Below are 17,865 nucleotides of genomic sequence, written 5' to 3'. Positions count from 1 at the left end.
GCTTTACCTTACGTGGTGTCAAGGTGGGCCGGTGGGGAGGATTACCTTGGGGACATGCGCCTGACCGCCTTCACCGACATCTCCCTGCGGATCGTGATGCGCCTGGCCGTCGTGAGCGGTGACGAGCTGCTGACCACGCGGGCCGCCGCCGACGTGCTGGCGATCCCCTATACGCACGCGGCCAAGGCGGTCTCGCGGCTGAGCGAGATGGGGCTGGTGGAGACCCGGCGCGGGCGTGGCGGCGGCCTGCAGCTCACGGCGGCGGGGCGGCGGGCGACGGTGGGCTCGATCGTGCGCCGGCTGGAGGGCGAGCACGAGGTGGTGGGGTGCGAGGACGCGCTGCTGCCGTGCCCGCTGCGGGCGGCCTGCCGGTTGCGCGGGGCGCTGCGCCAGGCGCAGGAGGCCTTCTATGCGTCGCTCGACACGCTGACGGTCGATGCGCTGGTCACGGGGCCGACCAGGCCGGTGCTGCTCGGGCTGAGCGTCCCACCCAGATCGGGGACCGGCGAACCGGCTCTTTAATATGCATTCCAGATACCAATTATCTGGAGGTCCCCCATGCTGTCCGCGGAAAGCGCCGCGACTGTCCGCGCCACCCTCCCCGTCGTGGGCGCGTCGCTCGACACGATCACCGCCCGCTTCTACGAGACGATGTTCGCCGAGCGGCCGGAGCTGCTCGACGGCCTGTTCAACCGGGGCAACCAGCGCAGCGGCGAGCAGCGCAGGGCGCTGGCCGGGTCCATCGCCGCGTTCGCCGGCGCCCTGCTCGACAACCCGGACGAGCGGCCCGACGCGCTGCTCACCCGCATCGCGCACAAGCACGCCGCCGTCGGCATCACCGACGACCAGTACGTGATCGTGCACAAGTACCTGTTCGCGGCCATCGCCGAGGTGCTGGGCGAGGCCGTCACGCCCGAGGTGGCCGCCGCCTGGGACGAGGTCTACTGGCTGATGGCCGGCGCCCTGATCGCGATGGAGGCCCGCATCTACGCGCAGGCCGGCGCGAGCGAGGGCCGCACCTGGCGCCCGTGGCGGGTCGTCGAGCGCCGCGAGGAGACCGCCGACGTCATGTCGCTCGTGCTCGCGCCCGTCGGCGACGAGCCGGTCCCGCCCGCGCTGCCCGGTCAGTACGTCAGCGTCCGGGTGCGGATGCCCGACGGGGTGCACCAGCTCCGGCAGTACACGCTGTCCGGCCACGGCGCCGACGGGCTGCGGCGGATCACCGTCAAGCGGGTGCGCGGCGAGGGCGCCCCCGAGGGCGAGGTGTCCAACCTGCTGCACGCCACTGTCGAGCCGGGCGACGAGCTGACGCTGTCGGCCCCGTTCGGCGACGTGACGCTGGCGGGCGGCGACGCGCCGCTCGTGCTGGCCTCCGCCGGCATCGGCTGCACCCCGATCACCGCGATGCTCCAGCACCTGGCCGAGACCGGCAGCGACCGCCGCGTCCTGCTGCTGCACGCCGACCGCTCCGAGCCCGAGCACGCGCTGCGCGAGGACATGGAGGCGCTGACCGCCGTGCTGCCCCGGGGCGAGAGGATCTTCTGGTACGAGGACGGCCGGCGGGGCAGGGCGGGCCGGATCGACCTGGCCGGGGTCGACATCCCGGCGGGCTCGGTGGCCTACCTGTGCGGGCCGCTGCCGTTCATGCGGGAGGCCAGGGCCCAGCTCATCGGCGCGGGCGTGGCGCCCAAGGACATCCACTACGAGGTGTTCGGCCCCGATCTGTGGATCGCCGCGGCCTGAGCGGAGCCGAGAGCGCAGTGGGATCCCCGTACCTGATTTAAGTGCACTTATGTGCCGTTTGGGGGCCACCTGTCATCATGGGGACCATGTTGGAGGCTGCCGGGCTCGACGAGGTGACGGAACGGGCGTACCGCTTACTCGTCCGCGCGGGCGAGGCGGAGGCGGCCGACCTCGCCGAGGAGCTGGGGATCACGGCCGAGGCGGCGGCCGGCGCGCTCGCCACGATGCGGGACCTGGGGCTGGTCCGCGACGCGGGTGGGCGCGGGTTCGCGCCGGTGGCCCCGGACGTCGCGCTCGGGCCGCTGCTGATGCGGCGGCAGGAGAGCATCGACTGGGCCCGCCAGGCGGTCGAGCAGCTCGCCGAGGAATACCGCACCAGCCTGCGCCGCCGCGACGCCGACCGGCTGATCGAGGTGCTGCCGAGCCGCGCCGCGCTGCGTGAGCAGGTGCGCCATCTGCAGAACAGCGCCCGCGAGGAGGTCATGTACTTCTGCCGCGCCGGGCACGTGGTGATGCCGTCCCAGGACAACACCGAGGAGCTGGACGCGCTCGGCCGGGGCGTCGACTACCGGGTGATCTACGAGCGGGCCCTGCTGGAGGAGCCCGGGATGGTGGCCAACGTCGCCTACGGCATCAAGCTCGGCGAGCGCGCCCGCGCCGTGCGGTCCCTGCCGGTGCGGATGATGATCGCGGACCGGGCGACCGCGCTGCTGCCGCTGGTGCAGCACGCGGGCGGGCGGACCGAGACCACCGCCGCGCTGGTACGCGGCAGCAGCCTGCTGGACGCGCTGATCGCGCTGTTCGAGGCCCAGTGGGACCGGGCCACGCCGATCCGGTCGCTGGACGACGGGCAGGTCATCGACGCGGCGGCCGGCTGCCCGCTGGACGCCGACGAGCTCTACCTGCTCTCGCTGCTGGTCGCCGGCGTCCCCGACAAGTCGATCGCGAGCCAGCTCGGGCTCAGCCTGCGTACCGTGCAGCGCCGCGTCTACCACCTCATGCGGCGCGCGGGCGCGCAGACCAGGATGCAGCTTGCCTGGCATGCGGCCCGCGAGCGCTGGCTGTGACTACCGGACCCCGTACGCGCGGGTGACGGTCTGCTCGAACCGCTCTCCGGCGGCGCCCGTCGCGGTCACCCGCAGCGACACCCCGAGGTCGGTCCTGCGGTGCGAGACCAGGGCGACGTGCTGCCCCCGGCCCGCGGGGATCAGCGGCAGCCGCCGCCAGGTCCTGCCGTCGTCGTACGACAGCTCCGCGCTGAGCTTCCTGGCGGCGGGCGCGGTGAAGCCGAGCTTGACCGGGAGCGTCCGGTGGACCCGGCCCTCCAGGTCGGCCGGGATGTCGTAGTCGACGCCGAGCATCGGCAGCGGCCGGGTGTCCTCCGTCCTGGCGGACCTGAACGTCCACGACGTCCGCGTGGCCGTGGCGTGCAGCCACTCGTCGCCGGTGCGTGTGGTGTCCAGCTCCAGCCGGTACTCGGCGTCCTCCGGCACGGCGGGGAAGGCGCCGCGCAGCGTGCTGCGCTCCTCCACCAGCTGCCCGTCCCGGTAGAAGCGGGCCGCGGTGGTGTCCTTGTCGGCGCTGTCCCGCGCGTAGCCCTGGTGCCCGTCGGCGTCCACGAACTCGGGCACCTGCACGGTCAGCACGTCACCCGTCCGGGTCGCCGCCTGGACGGCCGGGCGCACGACCGGGGCGAACCAGTCCTCCTTGACGCGCTCGCCCGGCCGGTAGGTCCGCGGCCGGTCGGTCAGCCCGCCGCGCAGCCGGCTCATCGACTCCCAGGTGAGCGCGTGCTGCACGACGTGCTGCCACTGGGTGTCGCCGGCGCTGACGTACTCGGCCCGGCGCAGCGGCGTGTTGACGATGCGCTGCGTCTCCATCTGCGAGCCCAGGTCGTACGTCTGCCACGGGCGCCAGCCGAAGCGCTGGTCCTTGCCGTAGCGGTCGCCGCCGGACTCGTGGTAGCCGGCCTCGACCAGGGCGGTGTTGCGCCAGTTCACGTCGTGCACGACCCGCTCGGGCACGTGGCCGGAGGAGACCTGCATGACCTCGTACAGGTACGGCGGGGCGAACTGCCCGGTCACCTCGATCACGCCGCCCGAGCGCGCCTTCTCCAGCAGCGCCTGGCCGCGGTCGTGGGTGATCAGCAGGGTGGGCAGCGGGTCGCGCTCGCCCTCCGGCTTCCACGGCTGCCACATGGCCCGGCCGTCGGGGCCGACGACGATCACCGCGGCGGCTCCGGCGTCGGCGATTCCCTGCAGCTTGCTCGTCCAGTCGCCGAACTGCTCGCTGACCAGGACGACCGCCTTGCCCTTCACGTCACCGGCGTCGGCGGTGGCCAGGGGCCAGCGCTTCTTGCCGGCGAACTCCGGTGACCTGATGGCGGGGCGCACCACCAGCGGGTCGCGGCCCAGCTCGGCGGTCACGCGGGGCGCGGCGAGCTGCCAGCGCGAGGCGAACTCGAACGTGCCGTTCGTGACGGGCTTGGTCGGCGTGACCGAGAGCCCGTCGACCGACGGGAAGTTCATGGAGCCCAGGCTGATCTTGCGCGACCCGTACGTGCGGTGGGTGAAGTAGGTGGAGATGCCCTCCTGGATCACCGGCTGCGAGGTTCTGATCTCGACGGGCACGGCGGTCCTGGGGTCGAGCACGATCTCCATGTCACCGGTCACCGGCAGCTCCGGGTTCACCACGAGCGTGTCGACGGGCGTCTCGGAGCTCGTCTCGCCCAGGATCGCCTGCATGTGGTAGGTGCCCTCGGCGACCTCGGCCGTCCAGCCGGACTGCTCGTCGAGGATGTAGCCGTAGACGTCGTCCCTGCTGGAGGCCCCGTACATGGAGATGAAGGGCACGCGGGCGGGGGAGCCGTCGGCGTGCACGGCGGTGAAGCGGACCTTGTGGATCTTGCCCCGGCGGGTGAGGGCGATCGTGGTGTGCGCGACGGCGTCGCCCGCGGTGGCGGTGACGTAGCCCGCGTGCCGGCCGTGCTGGAGCTTGGCCGGGTCCACGGTGACGCGCACGCTCGCGCTCGCGCCCGGCTCGACGGTGAGCGTGGTCGCCGACAGGGTGACCGCGCCCTCGGCCGGGGCCTGGCCGTCGAGGTTGGTGACGGAGGGGGTGAGGGCGAGCGTGACGGGCGCCTGTCCCGTGTTCGTGTAGGTGATCTCGCCGCCGGGGACGCCGGTGTCGCCGTCCTCGTGCACGCCCAGGCTCAGCGTCCCCGTCGCGGTGAGGGTCTGACGGAGGGCGCGCGTCACGTCCAGCCGCCCGCCGCCCTGCTCGTACGGGGTCTGCCCGGCGATGGTCCTCGACGTGGACACCAGCGCGTTCTTGAGCTGCGCGGCGGTCCAGCCGGGGTGGCGCTGGGCCAGGATCGCCGCCGCGCCGGCCACGTGCGGCGTGGCCATCGAGGTGCCGGAGAGCTTGGTGTGGAGCTCGTCGACCGGCGTGCCCAGGCCGGTGCCCGCGGCCCGCGCGGCGACGATGCCGACGCCCGGTGCGGTGATGTCCGGCTTGACGGCCTCGTCCAGGCGGGGGCCGCGGCTGGAGAAGGGAGCGAGGGCGTCGTTGGCGTCCACCGCGCCCACGGTCAGGGCCGAGGTGGCGGCGCCGGGCGAGCCGACGCTGTACTCGCTGCCGTCGTTGCCCGCGGCGATCACGAACAGCGTGCCGGTCTGCTCGGTCAGCACGTCCACGGCGGTGCTGAGCGGGTCGGTGCCGTCGGTGGCGCCGCCGCCGAGGCTCATGTTGACGACGTCGGCGCCGCTCTCCCTGGCCGCCCACTCCATGCCGGCGAGCACCTGCGACTCCGTGCCGCTGCCTCTCGCGTTCAACACCTTGCCGATCACCAGCTCGGCGCCGGGCGCGACGCCCTTGCGCAGGCCGCCCGAGGCCGCGCCGACGCCGGCGACGGTCGCGGCGACGTGGGTCCCGTGCCCGTGCTCGTCCTTGGCCGACGGGTCGTCGGTGAAGTTGCGGGCCTCGACGACCCTGTCCTTGACGTCGGGGTGCGTCTCGTCGATCCCGGTGTCGAGGACCGCGACCTTCACGCCCTTGCCGTCGAAGCCGTCCTGCCACGCCTGCGGCGCGCCCACCTGCGGCACGCTGTGCTCCAGCGTCGCGGTGACCTTGCCGTCCAGCCAGACCTTGGCCAGGCCGTCCCGCAGCTTCGGCTCGCCGCCCGCGCGCTCGGCGGCCCACAGCACGGGCAGTTCGTCCTTGTCGGCCCGCATCGTCCGCGCGTTGACGCTGCGCAGCGTGACGGCCTTCGCGTCGCTGTCGCGGTAGGACAGGATGAGCGGCAGGACCTCGCTGCTCTCGTCGTCGTACCCCTGCTCGATGAGGTCGCTCACGGCGAACAGCCGCTCGTCGACCAGGCCCCGGGACACGTAGGGGACCATGTCGGCGGGAGTGACGGTGAGCTCGCCGTCCTCCTCCTCGGTGAAGAACCTGACGTCCTCCCGGCCCTTGCCCGGCCGCACGGTCGCGGCGCGCTTGCCGCCGGCGACCTCCCTCACGGTGACCACGTCACCGGTGATCAGCGTGACCTCGTGCAGGTCACCGCCGCCGGAGGCGGGCTCCGGCGGCGTCGCCTGCGCCTGCGTGGGCACGGCGAGCATCGCCAGGCCCGCGCCGACGGCGGTGAAGCGGGTGATCCATCCCATGAACGAACCCGATCTGTCGTGCAATGACACATTGCTTTACTCGTTCATGAGGATGCGGGATAAGGACCGGTCAATGGGGGGTATGCGGCTGACCGGATGGCGACATGTCGTGAAAATGCCAGCGGCGGCCTCTCACCCGGCCGCGCAGACCGTGCCGTTGAGCCTGAACACGGACGGAAGCACGTTCGGCCCCGAGTAGTTGCCCACGAAGCCGATCGTGGCCGACGCCCCGGTGGCCAGGGCGCGGTTGCCGGGCTCGCTGACGGCCTTGACCGCCCGCCCGTCCTGCGTCCAGACCGCGCTCCAGCCGCTCCCCAGACTCTGCCAGCTTCTCGGCCAGGCGAAGTCGAGGGTCCACCCGTCGATCGGCGCGCCGGTGTTGGTGACGTCGATCGACCCGACGTAGCCGCTCGACCAGTCGGACTGGACGCTCAGCCGTACCGAGCACGAGCTGGTGGCGGGGGCCTTCGTGGTGAACGTCAGCGGCGGCGAGGCCCAGGAGAGGCCGCCGCCGGCGTCGCGGGCGATCACGTTGACCGTGTAGCGGGTGCCCGGCCGCAGGTTGCCTGCCGTGAACGAGGTGCCCGAGGTCTCGCCGAGCTGCTCGGTGACCGCGCCGTGCTGGCGGTGGATCTCGTACTTGGCGATGGGCCGGTCGCCGGCCGTGGCGCGCGGCCAGGTGATCGTGGCCTTGGTGTCCGTGACGGCCGACGCGACAGGCTGGGCGGGGGCGGCGGGGCTGGACCGGTCGGCGGCCGGCTTGAGGACGATCGTCGTCAGCGACAGCGGCGGCAGCGTCTGGCTGGTGGCGCTGCCGCTGGTCGCGGTGGTGATGGAGGTCGCGCCGTTGGTGTGGGTGAGCACCGTCGGCGCGCCGGCCGCCGGGGTGTAGCCCGCGTAGTCGATCGCCGCCGCGTACGAGGTGTCGCGCGAGGTGTTGATCATCATGACCGCCAGGTCGCCGTTCGGGCGGCGGGCGGCGTGTGCGCTGACGGCGGGCGTGTCGCTCGCCGCCCGGACGAACTGGTCACCCGGCCGGGCGAACCTGCCGACCATCTGCAGCGCGTAGTAGGGCGCGAACGGCGTGTTGAACGCCGGCTCGCAGACCGACCCGTCGGCGGTGCACGTCCCGCTCGACAGCAGGCCGAAGTCGCCGTAGTCGGTGTGCCCCTCGACCTCGGTTACCGTGCCGATGCCGTTGTGGACGTTCCACCACTCGACCGTGAACACGCCGTTCGCCAGCAGCGTCGCGTACGCGTCGGCGGCGGCCAGCGCGCCCGGCTGGGTATTGGTGCCGTTGCTGCTGGAACCGGTGTTGAACTCGGTCATCGCGATGCCGATCCGCTCCGCGCCCGGCCCGGCGAGCCTGGCGATCTGCTCGCGGGTGAGCTGGATCATGTCCGGTACGTGTCCCGTGCGGTCCAGGGCGCCCGGGTACCAGTGCAGGACCACGAAGTCGATCTTCGAGCCGGCGGTGGACAGGACGACCTCGTTCCAGCTTCCCGCGTCGCCCTCCGCCCTGATCGCGTCGGGCCAGTTCGCGGGCGTGGTCAGCACCGCGCCGATCTTGATCGTGGGGTCGACCGCCTTCATCGCGTCCGCGTAGGCGACGACGTGCCTGGCGTACTCGGCCGGGCTCTTGTCCGCGTGGTTGTCGGCCTCCCACGCCGCGCCGTAGTGGCCGTTGCCGTAGTTCTCGTTGCCGATCTCCCAGTACTTCACGCCGTAGCCCTTGGTGACGTTGGCGTAGCGGACCCAGGCGGCGGCCTCCTCGGCCGTGCCCGTGCCGTAGTTGGCGGTCACCATCGGCTGCGCGCCGGTGCGGCGGGCCCCGGCCATGAAGGTGTCGAAGTCGGTGTTCGGCGCGACATAGCCGCCGGGGGCGGTGTGGTCGGCCCAGTGGTAGATGTCGGAGTACGAGCCGCCCGGGTAACGCAGCAGCCGCACGCCCGCGTCCTTGAGCAGGTCCGCGGTCTGGTCGCTGCCCAGTTGCGCATCCCAGATGGCGTGGTTGGTCCCGATGCCGGTCTCGGGCACGCCGGCCAGCGCGGCACGGGTGTTGACGGTGATCTCGACGGGGACGCCGTCGTCGGCATGGGCGGTAGGGGCGTTCAGGGCGGTCAGCGCCAGCAGGATCGCGGACGCGGAGCGCAGCAGGGTTCTCGGCATCGGTGCACCTCGCCGTGGCAGTGGTTCCTCACTCGACGCCTCCTCCTGACCAGGAGACGACATGATCATGAGTGGCGCGCGGCGCACCCGTCAAACGACGCTGAAACTTTCACCCAGGGTTCGGTCCGCTGCTCAGCGCCACAGTTTCCCGGTGGACAGGTCGAGGTTGTAGACCCGTTCGGACCAGGCGGCGCGGACCTGGAAGGCGCCCTTGGCCGACCAGCCGAGCCCGGAGCCGAGGCTGTCGTCGCCGCGGAACACCGGGGTGACCGCGCCCAGGCGCTCGCCGGTCTTCACGTCGTAGGTCGTGACCCGCCCCTCGTCGTCGATGACGACCAGGCGGTGGCCCTTCGGGTGCAGGTGGTAGGCGTCCCCGGCGGGCAGGCTCATGCGGGGCTTCCCCTGGTGGTCGAGGACGAGGGCCCGCGCGGCGGTGGCGGCCACGATGCCGCTCTTGCCGAGGTCGTGGACGCGCCGGACGTCGGGGAGCTCCAGCGTGCGCCAGGTCCGGGTGTCGATGATCCGCGCGCCGTCCCGGACCAGGGCGAGGTACCTGTTCTGGCCGGCGAACGTGACCTTGGGCAGCTCGGTGTCGGCCAGCGCGCCGGTGAGCGGGCGCGCGCCCGCCTCGTCCTCGTACACCAGGCGGCGGTCGTGCCGGTGCAGGTAGACCAGGGCCCTCTTGTCGGGGCTGCGGGTGAACGGGGCCGGCCGGGGCGCCTTGCCGGGGATGACGACGTACGGCGCGGCCTGCGGGAACGGCTGACCGTTGACCAGCCAGCCTCTGCAGTCGGCCGCCACCTGCGTGGTCCACGCGCAGGAGGGCGCCTTGTACGTGCGCACCGTCTCGAAGCTCGGGCGGCTGTCGGAGAACGTCAGGGGCGGCGTGTACGCGGGCGGCTCGGGGAGCACCGGCAGGCCGGGGGTGAGCAGCGCGGCCGACAGCACGATCGCGGTCCCCGCCAGATAGAGGCCGCGCGTGGACCAGCGGCCGATGGCCAGCTCGGCCGGGGCGCTCGCCGGTTCGCGCCGGGCGGCGAACGTCACCGCCACGGCCACGGCGATCAGGATTCCGGTGTGCGCGATCCGGGCCGCGGTGACGTCTCGCAGGAGAAAGGCGGTCGCCGAAACGGCGCCGGCCAATCCGAGGAGCCATGCGCCACGATAAATGCGCGCCTCGTCGTACGCGTTGGAGGCCCTCCGAGAGAACACCACGGAAACCGCGCACCAGCCGAGCACCAAAGAGAACGGGTCATTGGTGAGCCCCGCCACGGGAACGGCGACGACGAGCGCGATCAGACGCCATCGGCGCACGGCCCGGAAATGGCCGACGACCTGTTCGGCGTCGGCCGCGGTGACGGTGAATCCGGTCTGCGCGGCGAACCTGTCGAGCCGTTCCCGGCTGACCGGCGAGGCGGCCGCCAGCACGGTGAGCAGGGCGGCCACCCAGAGAATCAGCGGGGGTATTGTCACGAGATGCCACCATATATGGTTTCACCTCATGGCTTCCGATGAAATTTGGCAGCAATACGGCGTCACCTCTTGGCGTGCCGAACCGGTCCGATTACGGGTGGTGATCTGGACGTCGTTTTCGCTCGTCATGGTGACCGCGTTTCTTTGGGGGACCGGGGCGGTGAGCCCGCATATCAGCTGGAACATCAACTCCTTCTTCGCCGGCGCCTGGGTGGACGAGAAAAGCGGCGCCCTGTCCACCAGGCTTTTCGTGGAAATCGAGAACGAGGGGTCCACCACCTTCACCGTCTCCGGCCTCTCGATGAACATCCCCGGCCTGCGGCTGCTGCCGGCCGAGAACCCCGGGGCGGAGAAGGTCACCGTCGAAGGAGGCGACATGGAGGTGATGGAAAGGCACGTCGCCATCACCGACTGCGCGGCCGTGCCTCACACGCCGCAGCCGGTGCGGTTCACGTACGAGACCTATCTGGGGGCACGGACGGCGGAGGTCACCTGGGACTCCTGGCAGCTGACCGGGCCCGACGGCGCGACGGTCCCGGTCGCCTGGCAGCGCGGCCTGTCCGACAAGGTGTGCAGCGAAGCGGTGAGCGACGAATGGTCCTGACGAACCCCCACCCGCGCGCCGCGTCCGGCGGTCTCATGCCGCCCGTCGCGCTGATCGCCACCGGTCTCGTCATCGTCTACGCCGCCCTCCGGCTCGACGGCTTCGACCTGCTCCTCGACCCGGTCGGCTGGGCCATGTGCGCGGTCGGGCTGTCCCGGCTGCGAGATGCCTCCCTCCACCCGGCCGACCCGGCGGGGGCTGCCGCCACCACGTCGATGGTCTTCCTGTCGATCGTCGACCTCCTGATAATCGGCCCGGCCGCGCCGGACACGTCCCTGGAGCAGGCGCTCGACCTCGCCGAGAAGGCCGGCTCCCTGCTCGCCATCTGGCTGATCGGCGAGATCGTGGCCGGGCGGCTCCGCCTCGGCGGGCACGCGTCCCGCGCCGCGCTCCTCGACGTGCTGCGCTGGACGGTCGCCGCGCTGGGCGTCGCCGGCATGCTGGCCCCGTACGGCTACGCCGGGCTGCCCCTGGCCGTGACCGTCGCCTGGTTCGCGGCGCTGGTGGTGCTCGTCGTCGTCCTCTACCGCTCGGCCAACCTGTCCTGCCTGAACCAGCCGTAAGGCACGCCGGCGTAGCCGCGCCCCCGCCGGGATGTCACGGCCTGCTGTCGGCCCAGCCCGCTTCCAGCACCGTCGTCGTGCCCACCACGGTGCCCGGCTCGTGCCCGGCGTGCGCGTCGCCCGGCTCGATCACCACGCTCTCGCTGGCCAGGCCCCGCCCGGTCTCCTGGTCGAAGATCAGCCGGGTCTCCATGACGCTGTCCCTGACCTTCTCCTCGACCGCCACCGCCGCGCCCTGGCGGCCCTCGGCGTCGGTCACGTTCTCGATGACCTTGACCGAGTCCAGGTCGGCGAGCATCCGGAAGGCGGCGGCCCGCACCTCAGGCGTGACCGGCATGTCCAGGATGAGCCCGGTGCTCACCCGGTACAGCCACGGGTCGGAGGCCATCGGCACGCTCTCCGACTCGGTGTCGTGCCCCTTGTACGAGCGCAGCAGCCACGCCTTGAGCCTGCCCGGATCGGACGGCAGCGCGCGCAGCTCCTTCATGGTCACGTTGCGGCCCAGCCAGAACACCTTGTCACCGTCGACCAGCGGGCTGAAGCCGCCCCACGGCTTGCGCGGCGAGGTGGACAGCGTGATCGCGCGCGGCTTGCCGGGCACCTTGACCTCGAACTCGCGGGGGGAGCCCGCTCGCCGCCAGGCCGCCTCGTCCTCGGGCGTGGCCGGTCGCGCGCCGAGCGACTGGTAGGTGCCGCCCTGCTCGCCGCCGGTCGCGCTGGACGTCCAGCCCTCGCTCCGCTGCCGCTCCACGACCGTGTAGCCGCCCTCGGCGACCTGGTGCAGGGTGCGCTGCATGGTGGACGTGTGCCACCACGCGCCCATCTCGTCGGGCTGGCTGCCGGCCTTCTCGGCGGCGGCCAGCAGCACCTCGCGCGCCGACAGCCGCACCTTCGTGGCGGTCGCGGTGGCGGTGGCGGTGGCGGCGGGCTGGGCGACGGAGTCGGGGGCGCTCGGCGGCGCGCCGCCCGTCCCGGTCACGACGACGGCCGCCGCCGCGACCGCGGCCGTGGCCCCGGCCAGGCTGATGCCCCACACCGGCCGGACGGCCTTCCGGCCGCGCCGCGCCTTGCGCGGGTGGGACATGGCGTACGTGAGCTCCCTGGCCCGGGTGCCCTCGTCCACCGGGGCGTCGCCGAGGTGTGCGGGCCGAGCGGCACGCAGCTCGTCCATCGGGTTCATGACCACTCCTCGCTGAGGTTGTTGCGCACTCGGGGACGGGACGGCCCGGCGGGCTCCATGGCCTGCTTGAGCCGTTTGCGGGCGCGGTGCAGCCGGACCCGGAACGCGGCGGTCGAGCAGCCGACGACCCGCGCGGCCTCCTTCGGCGACAGCCCCTGCCATGCCACCAGGACGAGGATCTCCCGGTCGTCGTCGCCGAGCGCGGCCAGCGCCTGGAGCACGCCGATCCGCTCGGTCACCTGGTCGGCCACGTCCCCTTCGGTCCAGGCGCGCAGCTCCTGCGCGAGCGCCTCGCGCCTGGCCTCGGCGCGGATGGTGTCGCGCAGCACGTTGCGCGCCACGCCGAGCAGCCAGGGCAGCGCCGGGTCGGGCACGTCCTCCAGCCGCCGCCAGGCGATCGCGAACGTCTCGCTCACGACCTCGTCCGCCACCTGACGTCCCGAGCGACTGACCACGTACGCCCACACGCGTTGCCGGCATTCGTCGTACACGCCGGTGAACCGGTGCTGATCATCCGTCACCGCCCCGCCCCTTCGTTCCGGATGTTTCTGACACCCGGTAGTGGTCCGAGCAGTCCCGTTGTTACCGCATGATCGGAAAAATCAGCCCACCAGGCCCAGCAGGTACGCCACCGGCACCAGGCCGACGGTCAGCGCCACGGCCCACCAGCGGGGCGCCGGTCCCGTACGCAACGTGGTGACGCCGAGCGGGACGAGCGCGACGGCCAGCCCGGCGAGGGCGACCAGCGAGACCGGGTCGCTGCTGCCCTTCAGCACGCCCAGCGGCAGCGCGGCCGTCAGGCCCAGCGCCACGCACTGGGCCGCCCCGAGCGCCCGCGCCCGGTACGCGCCCACGGCCAGCACGATCCAGCCCGCCATGATGCACACGTTGACCGCCTTGAACACGTGGAAGGCTTCGTACGTGCCGGCCACCACGCGCTGGGCGGCCTCCAGCCCGAGCACGTCCACGAGCTGGAACGCCAGATGGCTCACCCCGGCGTGGAACACCCGCCCGAACAGCCCGAGCACCACCAGCGTGACGCCCCAGCGCCCCCAGCCGGGCTCCAGCCGACGGGCCAGCCCCGTCACCGCCGGCCACAGCAGCACCACCCCGGCTGCGAACAGCCCGTAGGACAGCGTCATCTCGCCGGGCCGGGCGGCGTGGGCGGCGAGCTGCCCGGTGAAGAAGTCGTCCGCGCCGATCCGGGTCAGCACCCCGGCCAGGAGGAGCAGCGGGCCGAGGATCATGCCGACGCCCTCGACCCAGCGGCCTGGCAGCTCTGTTGATGTCATGCCCGCCATTCAAGTGACGCGGGCGGCCGTTCTCACTGGTGCGCGGAGGAGAGGTGAGGGTAGTCCTGGCACCACCTGGACCCGCCGGCGCCAGGCAGCTTCACCCGCCCCCCGGACTGCTCCGCCGCGCGTTTGACGATCCCGTGGATCGAGCGGCGATCCGTCGTCCCAGGCGCTGCGCCGGAGCCTCCACGAGCCGGTACGTGAGCGCCGAGCAGCCCAGCAGCACCGCCACGACCAGCGCCCCCAGCCCCACCCGGTACGGCCAGGCGACGGCGGCCGGGTCGTCGAGGAAGCCGTCGACGATCTCCAGCAGGATCGGGTGGATCAGGTAGACCGAGTAGCTCACCATCCCCAGCCACGCCCACCACGCGGGCACCCGCCGGTCGGCCAGCAGCATCCCCGCCCCGAACGTCGCCCACGCCGCCAGGACCGCCGCCACCCACGGCAGCGGGTCGCCGTCGTGCCACAGCAGCGCCGCCCCGGTGGCCGCCACCGGCACCCCGCCCGCGACGGCCCAGCCCCGGCCCCGGGAGATCTGCCCCGCCTGCCACCGGTACAGCGCCGTGCCCGCGAACATCGTGGCCAGGATCGTCAGGCTCTGCCAGGCCGGGATGCGGCTGTTGACCGCGATCAGCCCCAGCGGCAGCACCGCCAGCGCCACCGCCCCGGCCCGCCGCAGCGCCGGGCGTGAGCTGAGCACGCCCGCCAGCCCGCCGCCGCCCAGCACGACCGCCGCCAGCGTCGTGACGAGCGTCGGCCCCCGGTGCGTGAGCAGGATCGTCGGCAGCACCCCGCCGGCGACCACGGCCAGCACGCCGAACCCGGCCGCCACCTCCGCGCTGCGCCGGTGCCACCGAGCCACGAACAGCGCCGTGACCAGCAGGTAGAAGGCCATCTCGTACGAGAGCGTCCACAGCACGTTGACGACGTTGGGCGCGTTCAGGAGGTCCTGGAGCATCGTCAGGTGGGCGAGCGTGGCCGTGACCGGATTGTCGGTCAGGTATACGTGGATGCCGTCGATCCCCGTCACCACCAGCAGCAGCGCGGCGCACACCACCACCGCCCACAGCGGGTAGAGCCGGAAGCCCCGGCCGATCCAGAACCCGGCCACGCTGCCCCGCCGCTCCAGCGATGCCGGGATCACGTAGCCGCTGACCAGGAAGAACACGATGACGCCGTACCAGCCGGCGTCGAACCACGGGCCTGTGACGCCGCGCAGCTCGGGGTAGAGCGGGTTCAGCGCGTGCTCGTACACGACCACCAGGGCGGCCAGCCCGCGCAGGGCGTCGAGCCAGCCGAGCCGGGGGCGCACGGGGGCGGCCGTGCTGGGGGAAATCTCGGTGTTTGTCATCGGAAGATCGACAATATCGCTTAGTTGACACTGACTATCCTGTGGCTAATAGTTGATGTCAACTATCAGGAGGGTTTCATGGACACAGGACACGTCACCTCCGCGGACGGCACCGTCATCGGGTTCCACCGGCTCGGCGCCGGGCCCGGCCTGGTCGTGCTGCACGGCCAGATGGAGTCGGCCCGCAGCCACCTGGAGCTCGCCGAGGCGCTGGCCGGCACGTACACGGTCTATCTGCCGGACCGCCGGGGCCGCGGGCTCAGCGGACCCTACGGCCCGCACCACGTGGCGGACCGCGAAGCCGAAGACCTGGAAGCGCTCCTCGCGCACACGGGGGCCTCGCGCGTCTTCGCCGTCAGCGTCGGCGCCCTCGTCGCCCTCCACACCGCCGCTCGCCACCGCGCGGGGAGCACGGGCTCACCGAAAGAGCACGCGGGCGGCTTACGGACGGCGGGCGCGGGACTGATCCGGGAGCTGGCCCTCTACGAGCCCGCGCTGTTCGTGGACGGACCGGCGCCCACGGCGTGGCTGGAGCGGTACGAGCGGGAACTGGCCGCCGGGCGGGACGCGGCGGCGCTGATCACGGCGATGAAGGCCGCCAGGCTCGGCCCGGCGATCTTCGACCTGATGCCGCGCCGGCTGCTCGACGCCCTGTCGGCGCGCATGCTGGCCGCCCAGGACCGCAAGGCGGGCGACGGCGACGTCACGATGCGGATGCTCGCCCCGACCCTGCGTCACGAGACGCGCGTGGTGGCCGAGCTGGCCCGCTCCCAGGCGGCCTACGGCGCGGTCGGCGCGCGGACGCTCCTGCTCGGCGGCAGCCGCAGCCCCGCCTACTTCAAGGCCGCCCTCGACGCCCTGGAGCGGGTCGTCCCCGGCGCCGCCCGCGTCGAGCTCGCCGGGGTCGGCCACAGCGGCTCCGGGAACGCCGACACCGGCGGCAGGCCGGAGCGCGTGGCCGCCGAGCTGCGCCGCTTCTTCGGCTAGCGGCCACGACGGCGCCGATCGCCGGGCAGGCCGTCGGGCTCACATGTTGATCATGTGACCGGACAGGCCGTGGATCGCCTCCTTGACCGCCTCGCCGAGGGTCGGGTGGGCGTGCACGTTGCGGGCGACCTCGTGCACCGTGAGGTCCCACTGCTGGGCCAGCGTGAGCTCCGGAAGCAGCTCGGTGACCTCGGGGCCGATCAGGTGGGCGCCGAGCAGCTCGCCGTACTTCTCGTCGCTGATGATCTTGACGAAGCCGGCCGAGTCGCCCAGGCCGTGCGCCTTGCCGTTCGCGGTGAACGGGAACTTGGCCACCTTGACGTCATAGCCCAGGTCACGGGCCTGCGTCTCGGTGTAGCCGAAGCTGGCCACCTGCGGCTGGCAGTAGGTGGCGCGCGGGATCATCACGTAGTCGAGCTCCATGGTCTCGACCCCGCCGATCGTCTCCGCGGCGATGATGCCCATCGACTCGGCGGCGTGCGCGAGCATGAGCTTGGCCGTGACGTCGCCGATCGCGAAGATGTGCGGCACGCTCGTGCGGCAGCGGCCGTCGACCGCGATGGCGCCCCGGTCGGTGAGCTGCACGCCGGTCTTCTCCAGGCCGTAGCCGTCGACGCGCGGCTGGAAGCCGATCGCCTGGAGCACCTTGTCGGCCTCCAGCACCTGCTGCTGCCCGTCACGCGACACGGTGACCTTGACGGCGGAGCCGGTGTCCTCGATGTTGTCGACGCGGGTGGAGGTGAGCACCTCGATGCCGAGCCGCTTGTAGCGTTTGGCCAGCTCGGCGGAGACCTCTTCGTCCTCCAGCGGCACGATCCGGTCGAGGAACTCGACGATGGTGACCTTGACGCCGTAGTTGTGCAGCACGTACGCGAACTCGACGCCGATGGCGCCCGCGCCCGCGATGATGATGCTGGACGGCAGGTCCTCGGAGAGGATCTGCTCCTCGTACGTCACCACGCGCTCGGAGAGCTGGGTGCCGGGGATCAGCCGGGTGGTGGCGCCGGCGGCGACGATGCAGTGGCGGAAGGTGATGGTCTCGCCGTTGACCTGCAGCGTGTTGGCGTCGAGGAAGGTGCCCCGGCCGTCGTACTCCGTGATGGAGTTCTTCTTCATCAGGTAGTGGACGCCCTTGACCCGGCCGTCGGCCACCTTGCGGCTGCGGGTGAACGCCGCGCCGTAGTCGAAGCTGACCTCGCCGCTGATGCCGAAGGTCTTGGCCTCTTTGGTGAAGATGTGGGCCAGCTCCGCGTTGCGCAGCAGCGCCTTGGACGGGATGCAGCCCACGTTCAGGCAGACGCCTCCCCAGTATTTCTCCTCGACGACCGCGGTGCGGAGCCCGAGCTGGGCGGCTCGGACGGCGGCCGTGTATCCTCCCGGACCGGCGCCGAGAACGACGACGTCATAGTCTGTGCTCATGACTCGGACCATACCGCCCGCCCGCGCACGGTCCTGACGCGCTATACCTCGACCCGGTAGGACAGCGTCAACTCGTCCGCCGGAACGCCCCGGATGCCCCAGTTGACCTGCGGCATCTCGATGATGGTGATCTCCACGTCCTGCTTCGGATACGGCAACGTGTCGTAGATCTCGCGGATCAGCGCGCGCTTGGCCTCGTCACTGCGGCCGGTGAAGCAGACGATCTCGATGATCAGATAACCGTCGCCGCGCTGCGGGCAGATGAAGTCGTCGGCGTCGAGCAGCAGGAACCGGTGGAACCTCTTGTCCTCGGGCAGCCCCCACGCCTTGACCACGCACTGGTGGAGCAGGTCGGAGACCTCCTTCTGGTGTCCGCCCCACACGTCCCTGCGCCCGTAAACCTTCACCTGTGCCATG

Annotated in this window: 15 protein-coding genes; 6 read left to right on the top strand and 9 right to left on the bottom strand. The window is 72.2% G+C overall.

The annotated features are described in order from the left end of the window. Positions 1 to 54: 54 nt before the first annotated feature. From ACBI99_RS24030 to ACBI99_RS24020, 3 genes are all read left to right on the top strand, one after another. Positions 55 to 522 (top strand): RrF2 family transcriptional regulator, encoded by a 468-nt coding sequence (locus tag ACBI99_RS24030; RefSeq protein WP_375073517.1) that lies wholly within the window; start codon positions 55 to 57, stop codon positions 520 to 522. Positions 523 to 558: 36 nt separating this feature from the next. Beyond that, positions 559 to 1,743, top strand: a complete 1,185-nt coding sequence (locus ACBI99_RS24025) for a globin domain-containing protein (protein ID WP_375073516.1) — start codon at positions 559 to 561, stop codon at positions 1,741 to 1,743. A gap of 86 nt (positions 1,744 to 1,829) precedes the next feature. Beyond that, on the top strand, positions 1,830 to 2,810 hold the full coding sequence (locus ACBI99_RS24020) for a helix-turn-helix transcriptional regulator (protein WP_219506570.1): 981 nt from the start codon (positions 1,830 to 1,832) through the stop codon (positions 2,808 to 2,810). On the opposite strand, the gene ACBI99_RS24015 is transcribed toward ACBI99_RS24020, so the two are convergent. The 3 genes from ACBI99_RS24015 to ACBI99_RS24005 all read right to left on the bottom strand — a co-directional run bounded on the left by ACBI99_RS24015 (position 2,811) and on the right by ACBI99_RS24005 (position 10,049). Further along, positions 2,811 to 6,407: a S8 family serine peptidase gene (locus tag ACBI99_RS24015; RefSeq protein ID WP_375073515.1), complete on the bottom strand. Its 3,597-nt coding sequence runs from the start codon at positions 6,405 to 6,407 to the stop codon at positions 2,811 to 2,813. 132 nt (positions 6,408 to 6,539) lie between these two features. Beyond that, positions 6,540 to 8,576, bottom strand: a complete 2,037-nt coding sequence (locus ACBI99_RS24010; protein WP_375073514.1) for a cellulose binding domain-containing protein — start codon at positions 8,574 to 8,576, stop codon at positions 6,540 to 6,542. A gap of 132 nt (positions 8,577 to 8,708) precedes the next feature. Continuing rightward, a complete protein-coding gene (locus ACBI99_RS24005) occupies positions 8,709 to 10,049 on the bottom strand; it encodes a hypothetical protein (protein WP_375073513.1) in 1,341 nt (446 codons plus the stop codon). Positions 10,050 to 10,077: 28 nt separating this feature from the next. On the opposite strand from ACBI99_RS24005, the gene ACBI99_RS24000 reads away from it, so the two are divergent. Together ACBI99_RS24000 and ACBI99_RS23995 are read left to right on the top strand one after the other, a co-directional pair. Further along, positions 10,078 to 10,653 (top strand): hypothetical protein, encoded by a 576-nt coding sequence (locus tag ACBI99_RS24000; RefSeq protein WP_375073512.1) that lies wholly within the window; start codon positions 10,078 to 10,080, stop codon positions 10,651 to 10,653. Next, positions 10,644 to 11,216 carry a hypothetical protein gene (locus ACBI99_RS23995; protein ID WP_375073511.1) on the top strand — a complete coding sequence of 191 codons (573 nt, stop codon included), beginning with the start codon at positions 10,644 to 10,646 and terminating at the stop codon, positions 11,214 to 11,216. Before ACBI99_RS24000 ends, ACBI99_RS23995 begins: the two co-directional genes overlap by 10 nt. Positions 11,217 to 11,250: 34 nt before the next feature. Here ACBI99_RS23995 and ACBI99_RS23990 read toward each other — a convergent pair whose 3' ends face one another. From ACBI99_RS23990 to ACBI99_RS23975, 4 genes are all read right to left on the bottom strand, one after another. Next, positions 11,251 to 12,396 carry a CU044_5270 family protein gene (locus ACBI99_RS23990; RefSeq protein ID WP_375073510.1) on the bottom strand — a complete coding sequence of 382 codons (1,146 nt, stop codon included), beginning with the start codon at positions 12,394 to 12,396 and terminating at the stop codon, positions 11,251 to 11,253. Next, entirely contained in the window at positions 12,393 to 12,917 is a 525-nt protein-coding gene (locus ACBI99_RS23985; RefSeq protein ID WP_308125807.1) for a sigma-70 family RNA polymerase sigma factor, read from the bottom strand. The genes ACBI99_RS23990 and ACBI99_RS23985 overlap by 4 nt, the downstream gene beginning before the upstream one ends. Before the next feature lie 81 nt (positions 12,918 to 12,998). Beyond that, positions 12,999 to 13,688 carry a hypothetical protein gene (locus ACBI99_RS23980; RefSeq protein WP_375073509.1) on the bottom strand — a complete coding sequence of 230 codons (690 nt, stop codon included), beginning with the start codon at positions 13,686 to 13,688 and terminating at the stop codon, positions 12,999 to 13,001. Between the two features lie 100 nt (positions 13,689 to 13,788). Beyond that, positions 13,789 to 15,042 carry an acyltransferase gene (locus ACBI99_RS23975; RefSeq protein WP_357583648.1) on the bottom strand — a complete coding sequence of 418 codons (1,254 nt, stop codon included), beginning with the start codon at positions 15,040 to 15,042 and terminating at the stop codon, positions 13,789 to 13,791. A gap of 78 nt (positions 15,043 to 15,120) precedes the next feature. Here ACBI99_RS23975 and ACBI99_RS23970 point away from each other — a divergent pair, with 78 nt between their 5' ends. Next, positions 15,121 to 16,029, top strand: coding sequence for an alpha/beta hydrolase (locus ACBI99_RS23970; RefSeq protein ID WP_357583650.1), 909 nt, complete (start codon positions 15,121 to 15,123; stop codon positions 16,027 to 16,029). Positions 16,030 to 16,068: 39 nt separating this feature from the next. Here the strand turns inward: ACBI99_RS23970 and lpdA are convergent, their stop codons facing one another. Further along, entirely contained in the window at positions 16,069 to 17,448 is a 1,380-nt protein-coding gene (lpdA, locus tag ACBI99_RS23965) for a dihydrolipoyl dehydrogenase (protein ID WP_219506551.1), read from the bottom strand. Positions 17,449 to 17,489: 41 nt separating this feature from the next. Next, complete coding sequence (locus ACBI99_RS23960; RefSeq protein WP_219506548.1) at positions 17,490 to 17,864, bottom strand: tautomerase family protein; 375 nt, start codon at positions 17,862 to 17,864, stop codon at positions 17,490 to 17,492. Position 17,865: the final 1 nt, after the last annotated feature.

It is taken from the genome of Nonomuraea sp. ATR24 (genome assembly GCF_041950485.1).
Taxonomy (GTDB): Bacteria; Actinomycetota; Actinomycetes; order Streptosporangiales; family Streptosporangiaceae; genus Nonomuraea; species Nonomuraea ceibae.
The sequence above is the reverse complement of the archived record's forward strand: the minus strand, read 5'-3'. Positions and strand labels throughout refer to the sequence as shown.

What these genes read in the sequence shown, in the direction of transcription:
- ACBI99_RS24030 (WP_375073517.1), top strand. Translation starts at nt 55, where the DNA reads ATGCGCCTGACCGCCTTCACCGACATCTCCCTGCGGATCGTGATGCGC.
- ACBI99_RS24025 (WP_375073516.1), top strand. Translation starts at nt 559, where the DNA reads ATGCTGTCCGCGGAAAGCGCCGCGACTGTCCGCGCCACCCTCCCCGTC.
- ACBI99_RS24020 (WP_219506570.1), top strand. Translation starts at nt 1,830, where the DNA reads ATGTTGGAGGCTGCCGGGCTCGACGAGGTGACGGAACGGGCGTACCGC.
- ACBI99_RS24015 (WP_375073515.1), bottom strand. Translation starts at nt 6,407, where the DNA reads ATGGGATGGATCACCCGCTTCACCGCCGTCGGCGCGGGCCTGGCGATG.
- ACBI99_RS24010 (WP_375073514.1), bottom strand. Translation starts at nt 8,576, where the DNA reads ATGCCGAGAACCCTGCTGCGCTCCGCGTCCGCGATCCTGCTGGCGCTG.
- ACBI99_RS24000 (WP_375073512.1), top strand. Translation starts at nt 10,078, where the DNA reads ATGGCTTCCGATGAAATTTGGCAGCAATACGGCGTCACCTCTTGGCGT.
- ACBI99_RS23995 (WP_375073511.1), top strand. Translation starts at nt 10,644, where the DNA reads ATGGTCCTGACGAACCCCCACCCGCGCGCCGCGTCCGGCGGTCTCATG.
- ACBI99_RS23990 (WP_375073510.1), bottom strand. Translation starts at nt 12,396, where the DNA reads ATGAACCCGATGGACGAGCTGCGTGCCGCTCGGCCCGCACACCTCGGC.
- ACBI99_RS23980 (WP_375073509.1), bottom strand. Translation starts at nt 13,688, where the DNA reads ATGACATCAACAGAGCTGCCAGGCCGCTGGGTCGAGGGCGTCGGCATG.
- ACBI99_RS23975 (WP_357583648.1), bottom strand. Translation starts at nt 15,042, where the DNA reads ATGACAAACACCGAGATTTCCCCCAGCACGGCCGCCCCCGTGCGCCCC.
- ACBI99_RS23970 (WP_357583650.1), top strand. Translation starts at nt 15,121, where the DNA reads ATGGACACAGGACACGTCACCTCCGCGGACGGCACCGTCATCGGGTTC.
- lpdA (WP_219506551.1), bottom strand. Translation starts at nt 17,448, where the DNA reads ATGAGCACAGACTATGACGTCGTCGTTCTCGGCGCCGGTCCGGGAGGA.
- ACBI99_RS23960 (WP_219506548.1), bottom strand. Translation starts at nt 17,864, where the DNA reads ATGGCACAGGTGAAGGTTTACGGGCGCAGGGACGTGTGGGGCGGACAC.